Source organism: Mycobacterium ahvazicum, assembly GCF_900176255.2.
Classification (GTDB): domain Bacteria; phylum Actinomycetota; class Actinomycetes; order Mycobacteriales; family Mycobacteriaceae; genus Mycobacterium; species Mycobacterium ahvazicum.
In genome coordinates, this window is sequence record NZ_FXEG02000005.1 from 195,833 (window position 1) to 212,057 (window position 16,225).

14 protein-coding genes and 1 tRNA gene are annotated in these 16,225 nt (G+C 65.0%); 11 read left to right on the forward strand and 4 right to left on the reverse strand.

Annotation, left to right across the window (positions count from 1 at the left end):
• Positions 1-67: 67 nt before the first annotated feature.
• Positions 68-1,654: an esterase-like activity of phytase family protein gene (locus tag MAAFP003_RS21935; protein WP_096289815.1), complete on the reverse strand. Its 1,587-nt coding sequence runs from the start codon at positions 1,652-1,654 to the stop codon at positions 68-70.
• A gap of 64 nt (positions 1,655-1,718) precedes the next feature.
• Complete coding sequence (locus MAAFP003_RS21940) at positions 1,719-2,513, reverse strand: hypothetical protein (RefSeq protein WP_165796468.1); 795 nt, start codon at positions 2,511-2,513, stop codon at positions 1,719-1,721.
• A 127-nt stretch (positions 2,514-2,640) separates the two neighbouring features.
• On the opposite strand from MAAFP003_RS21940, the gene MAAFP003_RS21945 reads away from it, so the two are divergent.
• Together MAAFP003_RS21945 and MAAFP003_RS21950 are read left to right on the forward strand one after the other, a co-directional pair.
• Positions 2,641-3,861 carry a class I SAM-dependent methyltransferase gene (locus MAAFP003_RS21945; RefSeq protein ID WP_096289816.1) on the forward strand — a complete coding sequence of 407 codons (1,221 nt, stop codon included), beginning with the start codon at positions 2,641-2,643 and terminating at the stop codon, positions 3,859-3,861.
• 131 nt (positions 3,862-3,992) lie between these two features.
• On the forward strand, positions 3,993-4,322 hold the full coding sequence (locus MAAFP003_RS21950; protein WP_096289817.1) for a DUF732 domain-containing protein: 330 nt from the start codon (positions 3,993-3,995) through the stop codon (positions 4,320-4,322).
• Between the two features lie 97 nt (positions 4,323-4,419).
• On the opposite strand, the gene MAAFP003_RS21955 is transcribed toward MAAFP003_RS21950, so the two are convergent.
• Positions 4,420-4,493, reverse strand: a tRNA-Leu gene (locus MAAFP003_RS21955).
• A gap of 358 nt (positions 4,494-4,851) precedes the next feature.
• Between MAAFP003_RS21955 and MAAFP003_RS21960 the strand changes: the two genes are divergently transcribed.
• From MAAFP003_RS21960 to MAAFP003_RS21985, 6 genes are all read left to right on the forward strand, one after another.
• A complete protein-coding gene (locus MAAFP003_RS21960) occupies positions 4,852-5,781 on the forward strand; it encodes a PE family protein (protein ID WP_096289818.1) in 930 nt (309 codons plus the stop codon).
• Positions 5,782-5,836: 55 nt separating this feature from the next.
• Entirely contained in the window at positions 5,837-7,015 is a 1,179-nt protein-coding gene (locus MAAFP003_RS21965; protein WP_096289819.1) for a PPE family protein, SVP subgroup, read from the forward strand.
• Between the two features lie 140 nt (positions 7,016-7,155).
• Positions 7,156-7,452, forward strand: a complete 297-nt coding sequence (locus MAAFP003_RS21970) for a WXG100 family type VII secretion target (RefSeq protein ID WP_096289820.1) — start codon at positions 7,156-7,158, stop codon at positions 7,450-7,452.
• Between the two features lie 48 nt (positions 7,453-7,500).
• Complete coding sequence (locus MAAFP003_RS21975) at positions 7,501-7,785, forward strand: WXG100 family type VII secretion target (protein WP_036469090.1); 285 nt, start codon at positions 7,501-7,503, stop codon at positions 7,783-7,785.
• A 224-nt stretch (positions 7,786-8,009) separates the two neighbouring features.
• On the forward strand, positions 8,010-8,786 hold the full coding sequence (locus tag MAAFP003_RS21980) for a response regulator transcription factor (RefSeq protein ID WP_096289821.1): 777 nt from the start codon (positions 8,010-8,012) through the stop codon (positions 8,784-8,786).
• Entirely contained in the window at positions 8,783-10,288 is a 1,506-nt protein-coding gene (locus MAAFP003_RS21985) for a sensor histidine kinase (RefSeq protein WP_096289822.1), read from the forward strand. Before MAAFP003_RS21980 ends, MAAFP003_RS21985 begins: the two co-directional genes overlap by 4 nt.
• A 20-nt stretch (positions 10,289-10,308) precedes the next feature.
• Here the strand turns inward: MAAFP003_RS21985 and MAAFP003_RS28980 are convergent, their stop codons facing one another.
• Complete coding sequence (locus MAAFP003_RS28980) at positions 10,309-10,878, reverse strand: DUF6611 family protein (RefSeq protein WP_133160880.1); 570 nt, start codon at positions 10,876-10,878, stop codon at positions 10,309-10,311.
• Between the two features lie 601 nt (positions 10,879-11,479).
• Between MAAFP003_RS28980 and kdpA the strand changes: the two genes are divergently transcribed.
• The 3 genes from kdpA to MAAFP003_RS22010 are packed head-to-tail and all read left to right on the forward strand — an operon-like array spanning position 11,480 to position 16,222.
• A complete protein-coding gene (gene kdpA / locus MAAFP003_RS22000; RefSeq protein ID WP_096289824.1) occupies positions 11,480-13,150 on the forward strand; it encodes a potassium-transporting ATPase subunit KdpA in 1,671 nt (556 codons plus the stop codon).
• Positions 13,150-15,297 (forward strand): potassium-transporting ATPase subunit KdpB, encoded by a 2,148-nt coding sequence (gene kdpB, locus MAAFP003_RS22005; RefSeq protein ID WP_096289825.1) that lies wholly within the window; start codon positions 13,150-13,152, stop codon positions 15,295-15,297. The genes kdpA and kdpB overlap by 1 nt, the downstream gene beginning before the upstream one ends.
• Position 15,298: 1 nt before the next feature.
• Positions 15,299-16,222, forward strand: coding sequence for a potassium-transporting ATPase subunit C (locus MAAFP003_RS22010; RefSeq protein WP_096289826.1), 924 nt, complete (start codon positions 15,299-15,301; stop codon positions 16,220-16,222).
• The last annotated feature ends 3 nt before the right edge of the window (positions 16,223-16,225 follow it).

The window sequence follows — 16,225 nt, forward strand, 5'->3', positions numbered from 1 at the left end:
TCGTCCGGGTCCTGGTGGGGGTGCGCCCGCCGGGAACCAACGTATCCGAACTTCGGCGAGGGGGGGCTCAGCCCACCTTGATGGGCACCGTCTCCGCCTCCATCGTGGGCGGCAGCTTCCTCATGTCGACGGTCAGAATCTCGCCGCTGTCCTGCGCGCCGTTGGGCTGGATCTTAGGCTTGAGCGCAAACGGTGGGTTGGTGGAAATCACGCCGTCCAACCCGAAGTCACTGTCGTTGGCAATCATCAACGTCTTTCCGCCATCGGGGGTGATGATGCCTTCGATCTTGGCGTGCCCGAAGAAGTTTCCGGCGGCCGACAACGAGCGCAGCAGATCGGTGAGATCGAGCTTGAGCTTCTTGCCAGCCACCGAGATTCCGGCGGCGGCGAGTTTGTCGGTGGCCGCCTCGACCCCGCCGATCCCGACAAAGGTTTCGATCGGAACGTTGTTGATCAGCAGCCCGCCACGGTCGGCCTGATAGGCCGCACCGGGCACCGTCTCCCGGGGCCCGACATCGGTGGCTCCGGAGATGTCGGCCAGATAGATCTTCTTGTTGCCGTTGGGCTGTGGCTCGCCGTCGAGCTCGTCGACGAGGAACGTGGTGTTGCTGACCGCGGTGATTTCGGAGACCGCGACCTTGGTCTGCTGTGGGTTGGCCAGCGGGTAGAGATACTCGTGCACGTCGCTGTGGTTGGAGAGTCTGACCGTCACGATGCGCGTCATCGGGACCGACGCCGCCGGTCCGACCAGTCCCGGGGTCTGCAGGCCCGACTGCATGATGCCGACCAGCGTCGTGCCGTCGGGGGTCAGCGTCAGGCCCTCCAGGCCCTGGTTCGGGCTGCGCAGCGACAGCTCCTTGGGCAGCGTTCCGTCGATCGGCGAAAGACGTTCCAGCTCTTTGCCATTGGCGTCGAAATGGACGATGAACGGGCCGTATTCGTCGGAAACCCAGAAGGTGCCGTCGGACAACGCGACCAAACCTTCGCCGTCCAGACCGTGATCCGAGGGCGGCAACGGCGCGCCATTGAGGTCGACCACCGACTCGCCGGCGGCGGTGGCCTGCGGGTAGGGCAGCCCGACCAGGGGCGCCCCGTCCTTGCCCGACAGCGTGATGATCTTCTCGACCGAGGCCACCCCGTCGGCGAGCTTGAGCTTGGCGATCTGCGGGTGGAAATCGGGTATGGGAAAGACGATTTCGTTCGGCGTACGCCCGGGAACATTGGGGCCGCGGTCGGTCAGGCCGTAGATCTCGTTGGAGCTACCCGGCACCGGGGCGATTGCCGAACCATGCGCATTGGCCTGGACGGCGACGCCGCCGATGGTGGCCAGTGGCGGCAGATTCTCGGCATAGAGCTTGACGCTGGGCGTGGAGGTGAGGTGGAGCTGGTCGGTGCCGGTGAACCCGGCGTCCGGGGTGTAGATCATCGCGCCGTTGGGGCCGTAGGAGATGGTGCCGTGTTCGGGCTTGGCGTACGCGACCGGCGTATCCCCCTCCGTCGCGGCCAGCATCTGCTCCGGGGTGATGGTCAGCGCCTTGCCGGCGGGCGTGCTCAAGTCCGGCTTTGCGCCCGACCCGGAATGGCCTGACGAGCAGGCCGCCGCCGTGAGGAGCACGGTGACGGCAGCGACGGGCCAGATCCTCTTGGATGCCATGCAGTCGACCTAACAAGTGGAAGTTGTCTCGCTGATGAATGCCACGCGAGCAGACGTCGCGCGCCTACCCCTTCTTATCGCGCACCTTGTAGGACGACGGCCACGACTTGCGCGACTCGTCGCCGGTCAGCGGAGTTCCCATCCCCCCGACCTTCACGTTGTACGCCTCCTTGCCCGGGCCTACCTCGCGATTCGCGTGTTCCTGGGCAAGGTAATACAGCTCATCGATCGTCGCTTCGTCGTACGCGACGAACGACGTTTCCCGCGCGAGGTCGTCGACCCCGACCAGCATCCGCTCCGGGACGTACCGTGACGCGAGCGCCGCCGCCCCCAGCAACGAATACGGGATCACCCAGTAGCAGATGAACAGCAGCGGGGTCTGGGTATCGAGGATCGTGGCCGCTTGCCCGCCGAATTGCTCCAGCACCGGCGGAATCGCGGATGACACCGTCATACCGGCGAACGCGGCGATCCAGATCCAGGACAAGACGTCGGTGATGCGGCCGAACAGCTCGGTCTTGACCACGTCAGGGGGCTGCTCGGCGGCGGCGAACTCGCGCACGAACGACCTGCCGACCAGCTGCCCGATCAGGGCCACCAGGAAGATCCCGGCGCTACTGAGCGGCTGTATCCATCGATGCATGAACGTCTCGCTGAGCGTGAACGTGAGAACCGCCAGCACGGCGAACGTGGCCACCGCGCCGATCTCCAGGATGCCGCTCGACTTCCCCAGGGCGCGCCCGATCGCAAATGCGGCGGCCGCGATTACGAAGGCGACCACCACCGCGGTCTTGAACGGGACGTTGCCGACCAACACCCAGTAGATAAGCCACGGCGCAAATCCGAAGAGCATGCCCACGGTGGGCCAGTGTAGGAGTTGGCTCCTCCTACACCGGCGAGCACCGCCGCATCGGTGCCGCGGGCATCCTGCGGCGACCGGGCAAACCCACTACATTGCGTCTGTAGTGAACGACGATGCGTCTGTAGTGAACGACGATCCGCGCAACGACGTGGTCTCCCGGCAATACGATCGGTGGCAGTACCCGCCCCCCATTGACGACCTCGAGGCCTACTCGAAGAACAACTGGGAGTGGTTCGACCCGCTGCGGGCGCACCGGGTGTTGTGGCCGGACCGCGACTATCGACCCGACCTCGACATTCTGATCGCGGGGTGCGGAGCTAACCAGGCGTCGGTTTTCGCCTTCACCAACCGTGCCGCCAAGGTCGTGGCGATCGACGTCAGCCAATCGGCGCTGGACCATCAGCGGTACCTCAAGGACAAGCACGGCCTGGACAACCTGGAATTGCGCCTGCTGCCGATCGAAGAGGTGTCGGCGCTGGGCCGCGACTTCGACCTGATCGTGTCCACCGGCGTTCTGCATCACCTGGCCGATCCGCTGACCGGAATGGCGGCGCTGGCGGGTTGCCTGCGACGCGACGGCGCGATGGGGATCATGCTCTACGCCAAATACGGACGGATCGGGGTCGAACTGCTCGAGTCGGTCTTCCGCGACATGGGCCTTTCCCAGGACGACGCGTCGGTTCAGGCGGTCAAGGACGTCATCGCGACGCTGCCCGCGGACCATCCCGTCCGGAGTTACCTGGCGGTGGCGCGCGATCTGCAAACCGACGGTGCGCTCGTCGATACGTTCCTGCACGGTCGCCAGCGCAGCTACACCGTCGACGAGTGTCGTGAACTGGTCGCCGCGGCCGGGCTCACCTTCCAGGGGTGGTTCCACAAGTCGCCGTATTATCCACACGAAATGTTCACTCCGGCAATCAAATTCGTGGATCGCCTGGCGAAATTGCCCGAGACCGAACTGTGGTCGGTGATGGAGCGGCTGCAGACCGCGAACGCGACACATTTCTTCATGGCCTGCCGCCCGGACCGTCCCGAAGAGCAGTACACGATCGATTTCACGGCGGACGCGGCTCTGGACTACATACCGATGTCGCGTACCGCGTGCGTGCTGTCGGAAGCCGACCTGCTGGGACCCGGCTATCGGCTGCGCCTCGGCCCGGCTCACCTGCCCTTCGCGCAACTCGTCGACGGCCGCCGCAGCATCCGGGCGATCGCCGCCGGGGTTGCGCAGCGCGGTGGCGCCAGCCTCGGCGAGGCGGAGCACTTCGCGCGCAAGCTTTTTCAGGAGCTCTGGCGGCTGGACTTCCTGTCGATGGCCATCGATGCGGGTGAGCACGACGCGTAATAAGTTGTGCGCGGCGGTATCTCGCGCCTAGGGCGGGCGCGCACAGCCGCGAAATCCGTTGTCGAGACATAATGTCAAGACGAAGTTAGGATTCTGGTCCTGCATGGTTCACGTCAAGGGGGTCGACATAAATGAAGAACACGACATGGTTGGCGGGCCCGATCGCCGCCGTCGCGACCGGCCTTCTCGCCATCGCCGCTGCCCCGATCGCCGGTGCCGACGGGGCGGATGACACCTTCCTGCGCACGCTGCAGCAGCGTGGCCTCTCCTGGCCCGGTGGTCAGGACCAGATGATGATCAACGCCGGTCACGCGGTGTGTCAGGACTTCGACGCCGGGGACACGATGGCCCAGACCGTCGACGACGTGAAGAAGGCGCTGGGAGTGAGCAACATGGGCGCCGGCAGCATTGTCGGCGCGGCGGTTGCGGCCTACTGCCCGCAGAACCGCAGCAAAATGTAGAGCTGACCTCGGGATCGAGCACGGGGAGTTTGCCGGCCGTCGCTCACCGATGTCATTCGCAATGGGTGGTTGCTCGTGATGGGCACCCCTTTTGACGTGCCCCCAGTCGGACTCGAACCGACACTGGGCGGATTTTAAGTCCGCTGCCTCTGCCAATTGGGCTATGGGGGCCCCGGCGGCGAATCTAGCGCGCGCGGCGCGATTGCGGGACACCGCGTCCCCCCGAATGTGGCCGAATTCAGGGCGTGCGCGTGAGTCGCGGTTCGCGTAAGATCCCCGCGCCGCGCGACTCCCAGCTACTCAGCGCTGAGTAACAGATGACACCGCCATGTCGGCCGACAGGACCCTGTTAAAACTGCGGGCACCAGCGTTAAGACGCCGTAAACGCCCGTCACCCGCGCCCTTTCGATCGGGAAGTTGGTGACTGGGGGAAATAGCCTTACGCCAGTACACAGGGGCTTGTACACCACCACTCAGGGTTGACCCAGTTCTTTGGGTCGACATGGTTCGAACATTAGAGGAGCAATGGATGTCATTCCTGACAACAGTGACTGAAGAGTTGCTTGCCGCGCAGGGGCAGCTGGAAGCGATCAATGCCAATCTGGCGGCGCAGAATGCCGGCGCCGCGGCGGCGACCACGGTTGTCGCTCCGGCCGGCGCCGACGCGGTGTCGCTGCAGCAGGCGGCGCTTTTCTCAGCGTTCGGCACCACCTACCAGACGACCGCCGGGGAAGCTCAGACCCAGCTGGAAACGTATACGACCAACCTGGGAACCAGCTCCAACAGCTACAGCGACACCGAGGCGAACAACGCGGCGTCGGCCCTGCTTCAGTCGGCCGACCCCTCGCAGATGAGCCTCCTGTCGGATCCGGTGTCGCAGGTTCAGGCTCAGGGCCCCGGCAGCACCGGCCTGGACTGGCTGCAGTACCTCCTCGGTGGCACCGGTAACTTCACCAACTCGTCGATGCTCGGCGGCATGTTCGGTCTGTCCAGCAACGGGGCCAACATCCTCAACATCGGTGCGGGCAACTGGGCTTCGGCCGCATCGAACCTCGTCGGTATGGCCGGTGGTGGTCTGCTCCCCGCCGGTAGCGACACGATCGGTGATGCCGCCGCGGCAGCGGGCGCCGCGGACCTGGCCGCCTCGACTTCCCCGATGCCGGCGGGCATGGGTGGTGCCGTGACGCCGGTGGTCGCCGGCATCGGCCAGGGCACCCTGGTCGGCAACCTGGCGGTGCCGCCGAGTTGGGTTGGCGGTCAAGTCACTCCGGTGGTCGGTACCACCGCCACTCCGCTGCACACCGTGGGCTGGACCGGAGCGGCACCGCAGGCCAGCGCCGGCGCGCCGATGGCCGGCATGCCCGGCATGGTCACGGGCGCTGGACGCGCCTCCAGCGGCTTCGGTGCGCCACGCTATGGCGTCAAGCCGATCGTCATGCCGAAACTGACAGCCGTCTAACAACTTTCACGGTTAACCACCAAGCGAATTCTTCGAACAGGAGCGGATACACAAAATGGTTATGGACTTTGCAGCACTACCCCCGGAGATCACCTCGACGCTGGTGTGGAGCGGACCGGGCTCCGCACCGCTGATGGCCGCCGCCACCGCGTACGCCAACCTGGCCGCCGAGGTGAGCACCACGGCGACCTCGTGGGAGTCGATCATCTCGTTGCTGACCACCGAGGCGTGGACGGGTGGTGGGTCGGCCGCGGCCGCGACCGCGGCACAGCCGATCGTGACCTACCTGACCGACACGGCGACCGCACTCGAGCAGGCGAGCTCGGCTGCCGCATCGTCGGCGGCCGCCTTCGAGGCCGCTCACGCGGGGGTGGTCAACCCGGCGCTGGTCTTCACCAACCGCGCGGAGTTCACCGCCGCACTCGCCGGGCTCCCCTTCACCCTTCCGCAGGTGACGGAATTGGAGATGGAGTACTCGGAGATGTGGGTCCAAGACGCCACCGCGATGAGCGCATACCAGGCCGCCAGCGATGCGGCGGCCGGGATGCTGCAGCCGGTGACGCCGCTGGCCTCGACCACCGACCCGGCCGCCGGAGCGGCCGCGAATGCTGCCAATGACGCGGCGGTGACGGCGAACGACGTGCAGCCCCTGGCCGCGCAGGCGTTCGATTTGAGCTCGTTGAGCGACGCGCTGCAAATCCCCTTCACGAGCAACAACCTGCTGCAATCGATCGACGGCTTCCTCGGTACGCCGTCGGTGCTGAACGCCATCAACGGTGCGGTCAACACCGCGGCCTGGTTCAGCATGATCACCATCCCGACCGCGGTATCGCTGGGCCACGTCTTGGCCGGTGCCGCGGTGCCGGCGGCCGCGGTCAGCGACGTGGTGCCGGCCGGTGCCGGCGGCATCATCGAGGGCTCCGTGGTCAGCTCGGTGACACCGGCGAGCGGCTTGGGCAGCGCGGCGACGGCGAGCCTGGGCGGGGCGCAGACGGTGAGCCGTCTGTCGGTGCCGGCCAGTTGGGCGGCCAACGCTGCCCCGCAGACGGAGTTGGCGGCAGCGACCGCGCCGATCGAGGGTTCGGGCTGGACCGCGGCCACCGAAGAAGCCTCGGTCATGGGTGCGCCCGGCATGCCCGGCATGGTGGCCGGAGCCAAGGGCGCCGGCGCCTTCGGCTCGGGTCCGCGGTACGGCTTCAAGCCGATCGTCATGCCCAAGCAGGTTGTGGTGTGATCGCCGAAATCAAGGGTCACATGTAACTCGCTCGAGGCCGGCAGTTAACCGCTGCGCCGTAATCTATCCGCTGCGCGGCTACCACCGCGCCAAGACTTCCACCTATCGAAGGCATCACCCGAAAAAAGGAGAAAGGCAACATGGCAACACGTTTTATGACCGACCCGCACGCGATGCGTGCGATGGCGGGCCGTTTTGAGATGCACGCGCAGACGGTGTCGGATGAGGCTCGCAAGATGTGGGCGTCGTCGATGAACATCGCCGGTGCGGGCTGGAGCGGTCAGGCCCAGGCCACGTCGTACGACACGATGGGTCAGATGAACCAGGCGTTCAACAACATTGTCAACATGCTCCACGGCGTGCGTGACGGACTGATCCGTGACGCCAACAACTACGAGACGCAAGAGCAGCACTCGCAGCAGATCCTCAGCCAGTAGCCGCGAAAAGCGGATCAACCCAACACTTTTCACTCAGGAGGATAGACAATGTCGATCAACTACCAGTTCGGAGATGTGGACGCGCACGGCGCCCTCATCCGCGCGCAGGCCGCTTCGTTGGAGGCCGAGCACCAGGCCATCGTTCGCGATGTGCTGGCTGCCGGCGACTTCTGGGGTGGCGCCGGTTCGGTGGCGTGCCAGGAGTTCATCACCCAGTTGGGTCGCAACTTCCAGGTCATCTACGAGCAGGCCAACCAGCACGGGCAGAAGGTGCAGACCGCGGGCAACAACATGGCCAGCACCGACAGCGCCGTCGGGTCCAGCTGGGCCTGACACCCTTCGCTTCACCCGGGGCCGCACACCAATCGGTGTGCGGCCCCGTTTCATGTGCGCCGGCGCTGTGTTGGACGGCCCGGGTGAGCCGTCAGCGAAACTCGTTGCAGCACAGCGTCGTTTGCCACGATGTTCGCACCGCACTCGATCCGGGGCTTCGTAAGATTTGAGAAGTCTATGAACTCCGTGACAAGCGCTTATGCGCTTTGCGAGAATTCAAGGACATGACCGCCGTAACGTCCGGATACGCGGGTAGCCAGCGCCCACGTCAAGCCATCCTTGGACAGCTGCCGAGGATCTATCGTGCCGACGGTTCACCGATCCGGGTTTTGCTGGTGGACGACGAGCCGGCGCTCACCAACCTCGTCAAAATGGCCCTGCACTACGAGGGCTGGGTGGTGGAGATCGCCCACAACGGACGTGAAGCACTGGCCAAGTTCGACCGGGTGACGCCGGATGTCCTCGTTCTCGACATCATGCTTCCGGACATGGATGGCCTGCGCATTCTGCAGCGGATCCGCGAATCCGACGTTTACACCCCCACACTGTTCTTGACCGCACGCGATTCGGTCATGGACCGGGTCACCGGCCTCACCGCGGGCGCCGACGACTATATGACCAAGCCGTTCAGCCTCGAGGAACTGGTCGCACGTCTGCGCGGGTTGCTGCGCCGGTCCAGCCAGCTGCCCCCGCCGGCCGCCGAAGCGCTCAAGGTCGGCGATCTTCGGCTGGACACCGCCAGCCGCGAAGTCACCCGCGACGGCACACCGATATCGCTGTCGTCTACCGAGTTCGAATTGCTGCGTTTCCTGATGCGCAACCCGCGCCGCGCGCTGAGCCGTACCGAAATTCTGGACCGCGTCTGGAACTACGACTTCGCCGGGCGCACCAGCATCGTCGACCTCTACATCTCGTATCTGCGAAAGAAAATCGACTCTGGCCGCGAGCCGATGATCCACACCGTGCGAGGTGTCGGATACATGCTGCGACCCCTGGAATGACGGGCCGGCGCAATACCCCTTTCTGGTTGCCCCGGTCGCTGCGCCGCCAATTGCTGATAGGCGTATTAGCCGTTGTCACAGTGGTTTTGGTGTCTGTCGGGGTGGTCTCGGTGCTCAGCCTTCGCGGCTACGTCACCGCGATCAGCGACGCCGATGTCGCCGAATCGCTCGATGCGCTGAGCAACTCCTACACCCGGTACCGAAACGGCGAGCACACCTCGGCGCACCGCCGCACCCCGCCGGTGGACCAGGCGATGCTGGAATTCACCGGACAAACACCGGGCAACCTGATCGCCGTGGTGCACGACGGCACCGTGATCGGCTCCGCGGTGTTTTCCGAGGACGAACCAAAACCCGCCCCGCCCGACGTGATTCGCGCGATCGAGTCACTGTCCTGGGCCGACGCGCCACCCAGGACCGTGCGGCTGGGCAGCCTGGGCGCCTACCGCGTCGACAGCCGGCGCGAGGGATCCGATCTGCTGATCGTCGGGATGTCGGTGAAGCTGGCCGACCAGATCATGGCCCGCAAGTACATCACCACCAGCCTGCTGATCGCGGCCGCCCTGGTGATCACCGCCGGGCTCACCGTCTGGGTGGTCGGCTACACACTCCGCCCGCTGCGCCGGGTCGCGGCGACCGCCGCGGAAGTCGCCGGCATGCCCCTTACCGGCGACGACCACCGGATCAGCGTCCGGGTCCGGCAGGAAGACACCGATCCCGACAACGAGGTCGGCATCGTCGGACACACGCTGAACCGGTTGCTGGACAACGTGGATAGTGCGCTGGCGCATCGCGTCGACTCCGACATGCGGATGCGGCAATTCCTCACCGACGCCAGCCACGAGCTGAGAACACCGCTGGCGGCGATTCAGGGCTACGCGGAGCTGACCCGTCAGGACAGTTCGGCGCTACCACCGACCACCGAGTACGCGCTGGCGCGCATCGAGTCGGAGGCGCAGCGGATGTCCTTGCTCGTCGAGGAGCTGCTGTTGCTCTCACGCCTGGGCGAGGGCGAGGACCTGCAGAACGAAGACGTGGACCTGGCCGAACTGGTCGTCAACGCGGTGAACGACGCGGCCGCCGCGGCACCGACGCACATTTGGCTCAAGGACCTGCCCGAAGGCGCGGTCTGGGTGCGGGGCGACCATGCCCGGCTGCATCAAGCCGTCAGCAATCTGCACAGCAACGCCCGCCTGCACACACCGCCCGGCGTCACGGTCACCACCGCAATCACCTGCCAACGCGGCGATTCCGGCGCTCCGTACGCCGAGCTGACCGTGGCCGATAACGGTCCCGGCATCGACGTGGATCTGCTCCCCCGGCTGTTCGAGCGATTCGTCCGCGCGAACACCTCCCGCTCCGACGGGTCGGGCATCGGGCTGGGCCTGGCCATCGTCAGTTCGATCGTCAAAGCCCATCACGGCTCGGTCAGTGCCGAATCCGCCCACGGCCGAACGGTCTTCCGGGTGCGGCTGCCGATGATCGACGGCCCGAGCGGGTAGCCCGGGACCGCGACCCCACATCAGACTTGAATCGCGGCGAGACGATCGTAGGCTTCTCGCCAAATCGCCTCATGCTCGCCAGATGAGAGCGCACCCGCCTTGAGCAACCGGTCGGCGCGGGTCAGCATGGTGGCCAAGCTGAGACCTTCTACGTACCTAGTTAATTCGCGAGAGTCGGCGCCCTGGGGCATCAGGGCGATCGACACAGACCTCACTTGCACGCGGGTGGGCCCGGCCGTCAGGAAGAGCAGAGCGCCGATGATTACATAGCAGACAACGGCGAAGGCCAGCACGGTGTCGGGTGAGGCCGCCACCTCGCCGAGCACCACCATCGCGATCAACCCGAGCGCGGCGCCACTCATCGGCCATCCGCGCCATAGCCGCGCCAGTTGCCGATCGGCGACGCTGCTTCCGGGCGGATAGACGACCAACTGGAAGCGTTGAACCCCGTAGCGTCCGACCGTGGCAACAAATGATCCCCACGGGTGGGCGCCGTCGAGCAGTCGCGACCACCCTCCCCGCGCGGAAAGTGCCGCGCGTGTCGTCGGGACCACGGCGGGTTGAGTAACTCGGTCGCGCGTGTCGTTCATGAAGCCAGATTGACGCCCTCGGCACCAAGCGGGCTTGGGTCCGAACAGCATCCATACGCGCGCTGCCCAAACATTTACGGAACACTTTCGACCGACCCCCAGCGCACCCTTCACGAAAAGCTCTGTCGCAACTCGTGATTGGCTACGCCGAACCGATCACTCGGTTTGATCTGCCGACGGTCGACCGGGGAGCGGTTTACCGGGCTCGTCGGGAAACGCGATCACACGCTTGAACAGAACCGTCCGGTTCGAACACAGTGGCGTAAAGAAACCGCAAAGGTGCACTGCGGCGCCGTTAGGAAAGCATCAACCAAAGGCCCTATCGCATTGGCCCCGATTAATTTCAAGCTGACCTTGCCTCCGAGGACTGCGGTGTGGCTGACTCGATGAGGTCCTTTCGTATGCACGCGTTCGGCGCGGAACGGAGACAAGATGGGCGTGTTGGCTTTCGTCGTGCTCACGGTGGCGGTGTTCGCCGTGCTAGGCCTCGTGCAGAAGTTGGTCGAACGGCTGTGAACTACGAAAACGTCGTCGGTCTAGTACTTTCCATCGTTCTCGCCCTGTTTCTCGGGTGCGCCCTGCTGTTCCCGGAGAGGTTCTAGTGAGCACAACGTCCGCGGGAATCATTTTCCTCGTACTTCTCGTCGCGGCTCTGGTTGCGGTGCATGTGCCGTTGGGCGACTACATGTATCGGGTTTACACATCGGAGAAGAGCTCGTCGGTCGAGCGCGTGATCTACCGGCTGATCGGTGTCGACTCACGCTCCGAGCAGACCTGGGGCGCCTACGCCCGCAGTGTGTTGGCGTTCTCCTCGATCAGCGTCCTCTTCCTGTTCGTGTTCCAGCTCGTGCAGGGCAAATTGCCGTTGCACCTGCATGATCCGGCCACCAAGATGACGCCGGCGCTGGCGTGGAACACCGCGGTCAGCTTCGTCACCAACACCAACTGGCAGGCCTACTCCGGCGAATCGACGCAGGGCCACCTGGTACAGATGGCCGGGCTGGCGGTGCAGAACTTCGTCTCGGCCGCCGTCGGCATGGCAGTGGCGGTTGCGCTGGTGCGCGGCTTCGCCCGCAGGCGCACCGGTGATCTGGGGAACTTCTGGGTCGACCTGGTCCGCGGCACGCTGCGCATCCTGCTGCCGATCGCGGTCATCGGGGCGATCGTGTTGATCGCGGGCGGGGCGATCCAGAACTTCCACCTCAACGACCAGGTGGTCAACACGCTTGCCGGCACCCAACAGACCATCACCGGCGGCCCGGTGGCCAGCCAGGAAGTAATCAAAGAGCTTGGCACCAATGGCGGTGGCTTCTACAACGCCAACTCCGCGCACCCGTTCGAGAACCCGAACGCGTGGACGAACTGGCTGGAGATCTTCCTGCTACTGGTGATCAGCTTTTCGCTCCCGCGCACATTCGGGCGGATGGTCGGCAGCACCAAGCAGGGCTATGCGATCGCCGCGGTCATGGGGACGCTGTATCTCATCAGCGTGTCGTTGATGCTCTGGTTCCAGTTGCAGCATCACGGCACGGTACCGACCGCGACGGGCGCGGCGGCCGAAGGTGTGGAGCAACGGTTCGGCATCGCCGACTCGGCGGTATTCGCCGACTCGACCACACTGACCTCTACCGGTGCCGTTGACTCGTTCCACGACTCCTACACCAGCCTCGGCGGCATGATGGCGATGTTCAACATGCAGCTCGGTGAGGTCGCTCCCGGGGGGACCGGCTCTGGCCTTTATGGCATGTTGATTCTGGCCGTGATCACCGTATTCATCGCAGGCCTGATGGTCGGACGCACCCCGGAATACCTCGGCAAGAAGATCAACCCGCGCGAAATCAAGTTGGCGGCAAGCTATTTCCTTGTCACACCGCTGATCGTGCTGACCGGAACCGCGATCGCGATGGCGCTGCCCGGCGAACGCGCCGGCATGCTGAATACCGGCCCGCATGGACTCTCGGAAGTGTTGTACGCGTTCACCTCCGCCGCCAACAACAATGGATCGGCATTCGCCGGAATCAGCGTCAACACCGACTGGTACAACACCGCCCTCGGACTGGCGATGGTCTTCGGCAGATTCCTGCCTATCGTGCTGGTGCTGGCCTTGGCCGGGTCGCTGGCCAAGCAGGGTGCCACACCCGAATCGGCGGGAACCTTGCCCACCCATAGGCCGCAATTCGTAGGAATGGTCGCCGGCGTCACGCTGATTCTCGTTGCCCTTACTTTCCTGCCTATGCTCGCGCTTGGGCCTCTCGCTGAAGGAATTCACTGATGACCGCGACCGTCGATTCGACTGCGCAGTCGCAGTCCGCGACCCCCGACACCACGAAACGGGTACAGGGCGGTCTGCTCGACCCGAAGATGTTGTGGAAGTCGACGCCGGATGCGTTGCGCAAACTCGATCCCCGCACGCTGTGGCGCAACCCCGTCATGTTCATCGTCGAGATCGGCGCCGCATGGAGCACCGTGTTGGCGATCATCGACCCGACCTGGTTCGCGTGGCTGACCGTGGTCTGGCTCTGGCTGACCGTAGTGTTCGCCAATGTCGCTGAGGCGGTGGCCGAGGGTCGCGGCAAGGCCCAGGCCGAAACCCTGCGCAAAGCGAAGACCTCCACCATGGCGCGGCGCCTCAAGGACTGGGCGCCGGGCGCCTCCGCCGGGGAAGAGGAAGTCGCCGCGCCGCTACTGCAACAAGGCGATGTCGTCGTGGTCGAAGCCGGGCAGGTGATACCGGGTGACGGCGATGTCGTGGAAGGCATTGCGTCGGTGGACGAATCGGCGATCACCGGAGAGTCGGCACCAGTGATCCGAGAGTCCGGCGGCGACCGCTCGGCGGTCACCGGCGGTACCACCGTGCTAAGCGACCGCATCGTCGTGCAGATCACGCAAAAGCCCGGGGAAAGCTTCATCGACCGGATGATCGCGCTGGTCGAGGGTGCCAACCGGCAGAAAACCCCCAACGAGATCGCGCTGAACATCCTGCTGGCCGCGTTGACGATCATCTTCGTCTTCGCTGTCGCCACACTGCAGCCGCTCGCGATCTACTCCAAGATGAACAACCCGGGCGTCCCAAACAGCGAGGCGCTCAACGCGAGCGGCGTTACCGGGATCGTGATGGTGGCGCTGCTGGTCTGCCTGATCCCGACGACTATCGGTGCGCTGCTGTCCGCGATCGGCATCGCGGGCATGGACCGGCTGGTGCAACGCAATGTGCTGGCGATGTCGGGCCGGGCGGTGGAAGCCGCCGGCGACGTGAACACCCTGCTGCTCGACAAGACCGGCACCATCACCCTGGGTAACCGGCAGGCCGCTGCCTTCATCCCGCTCGACGGCGTCACCGATGAGCAACTGGCCGACGCCGCGCAGCTGTCCAGCCTGGCCGACGAAACGCCGGAAGGCCGCTCGGTCGTCGTGTTCGCCAAACAACACTTCGGGCTGCGGGCACGCACACCGGGCGAGCTTGCACATGCTCAGTGGGTCGAATTCTCGGCTACCACAAGGATGTCCGGCGTCGACCTTGACGGCCATCTGCTCCGCAAGGGCGCGGCGAGCTCGGTCGCCGAATGGGTAAGCGGCCAAGGCGGCGACGTACCGCATCAGCTTGGCGAGATCGTCGACGGCATCTCCGCTGGCGGCGGCACCCCCCTGGTCGTCGGTGAGACCCGCGACGGCGAGGCCGCGGTGCTGGGAGTCATCCATCTCAAAGACGTTGTCAAACAAGGCATGCGGGATCGATTCGACGAGATGCGCAAGATGGGCATTCGCACGGTGATGATCACCGGCGACAACCCGTTGACCGCCAAGGCGATTGCCGATGAGGCCGGTGTTGACGACTTCCTCGCTGAAGCCACGCCGGAAGACAAGCTCGCGCTGATCAAACGCGAGCAAGCCGGCGGCAAACTGGTCGCGATGACCGGTGACGGCACCAATGACGCACCGGCTCTTGCTCAGGCCGATGTGGGTGTGGCAATGAACACCGGCACCTCGGCCGCAAAAGAGGCCGGCAACATGGTCGATCTGGACTCCGACCCGACCAAACTCATCGAGATCGTGGAAATCGGCAAGCAGCTGCTCATCACCCGTGGAGCACTGACCACCTTCTCGATCGCAAACGACATCGCGAAGTACTTCGCGATCATCCCGGCCATGTTCGTCGCACTGTTTCCCGGGCTGGATCTGATCAACATCATGCGGCTGCACAGCCCGCAGTCGGCGATCCTGTCCGCGGTGATTTTCAACGCGGTCGTCATCGTGGCGCTGATCCCGCTGTCGCTGCGGGGTGTGCGCTACACGCCGAGCAGCGCGTCAAAACTGTTGAGCCGCAACCTCTATATTTACGGGCTCGGCGGAATCATCGCCCCGTTCATCGGGATCAAGCTGATCGACCTGATTATCCAATTCGTCCCAGGGATGTCCTGACATGAAGTTTTCGAATTTCGTACGCGTGCACTGGGCGGCCTTCCGTGCGCTGCTGGTGCTGACCGTGATCACCGGCTTGGCCTATCCCGTGTTCGTTTGGCTGGTCGCGCAGATCCCCGGATTGCACGACAAGGCCGAAGGATCGATTCTGACGGTGAACGGCAAGCCGATCGGCAGCCGGCTGATCGGTCAGCTGTTCACCGACAAGGACGGCAACGCTCTGCCGCAGTACTTCCAGAGCCGGCCCTCGGCGGCAGGCACCGGTTACGACCCGACGTCCTCCGGCGCGAGCAACCTCGGGCCGGAAAGCATCGTCGACACACCGGCCGATCCGGCGCAATTGGCCGTCGGCAAGTCCGCTTCCGACGCAGGCTTCAAGCCGAGCCTGCTGACGCAGGTATGCACACGCAGCGCAATCGTCGGCCGACTGGAGGGTGTCGACGGTTCGCGTCCGTTCTGCACCGGTGGCGGGGTGGGCGCGGTGCTCTCCGTGATCGGATCCCGCGACACCCGCGGAAACGTCGTGCACCCCTCCCGCGTGGTCAGCGTCAACGAGCCATGCCAGACGACACAGACGCCGTTTCTGACCCTTTACGAGGGAGTGCGCGTCGAGTGCGCGAAATACGGCGACGACTACTCGATGGGCCAGGTCGTGCCCGTTCGCGGCAGCGCGCCCGCCAACCCTGCGGTACCCGCCGATGCGGTCACCGCCAGCGGCAGTGGCCTGGACCCCGACATCTCGCCGGCCTACGCCGGCATCCAGGTCGCCCGGGTGGCCAAAGCTCGCCATGTCAGCCCGGATCAGATCAAGGCGGTGCTAGCCCAGTACCGCAGCGGCCGTGACCTTGGATTCTTCGGGGAGCCGACGGTAAACGTGTTGCAGCTCAACCTGGAACTCGACCGCAAATATCCGGTATCGAGCTGACCG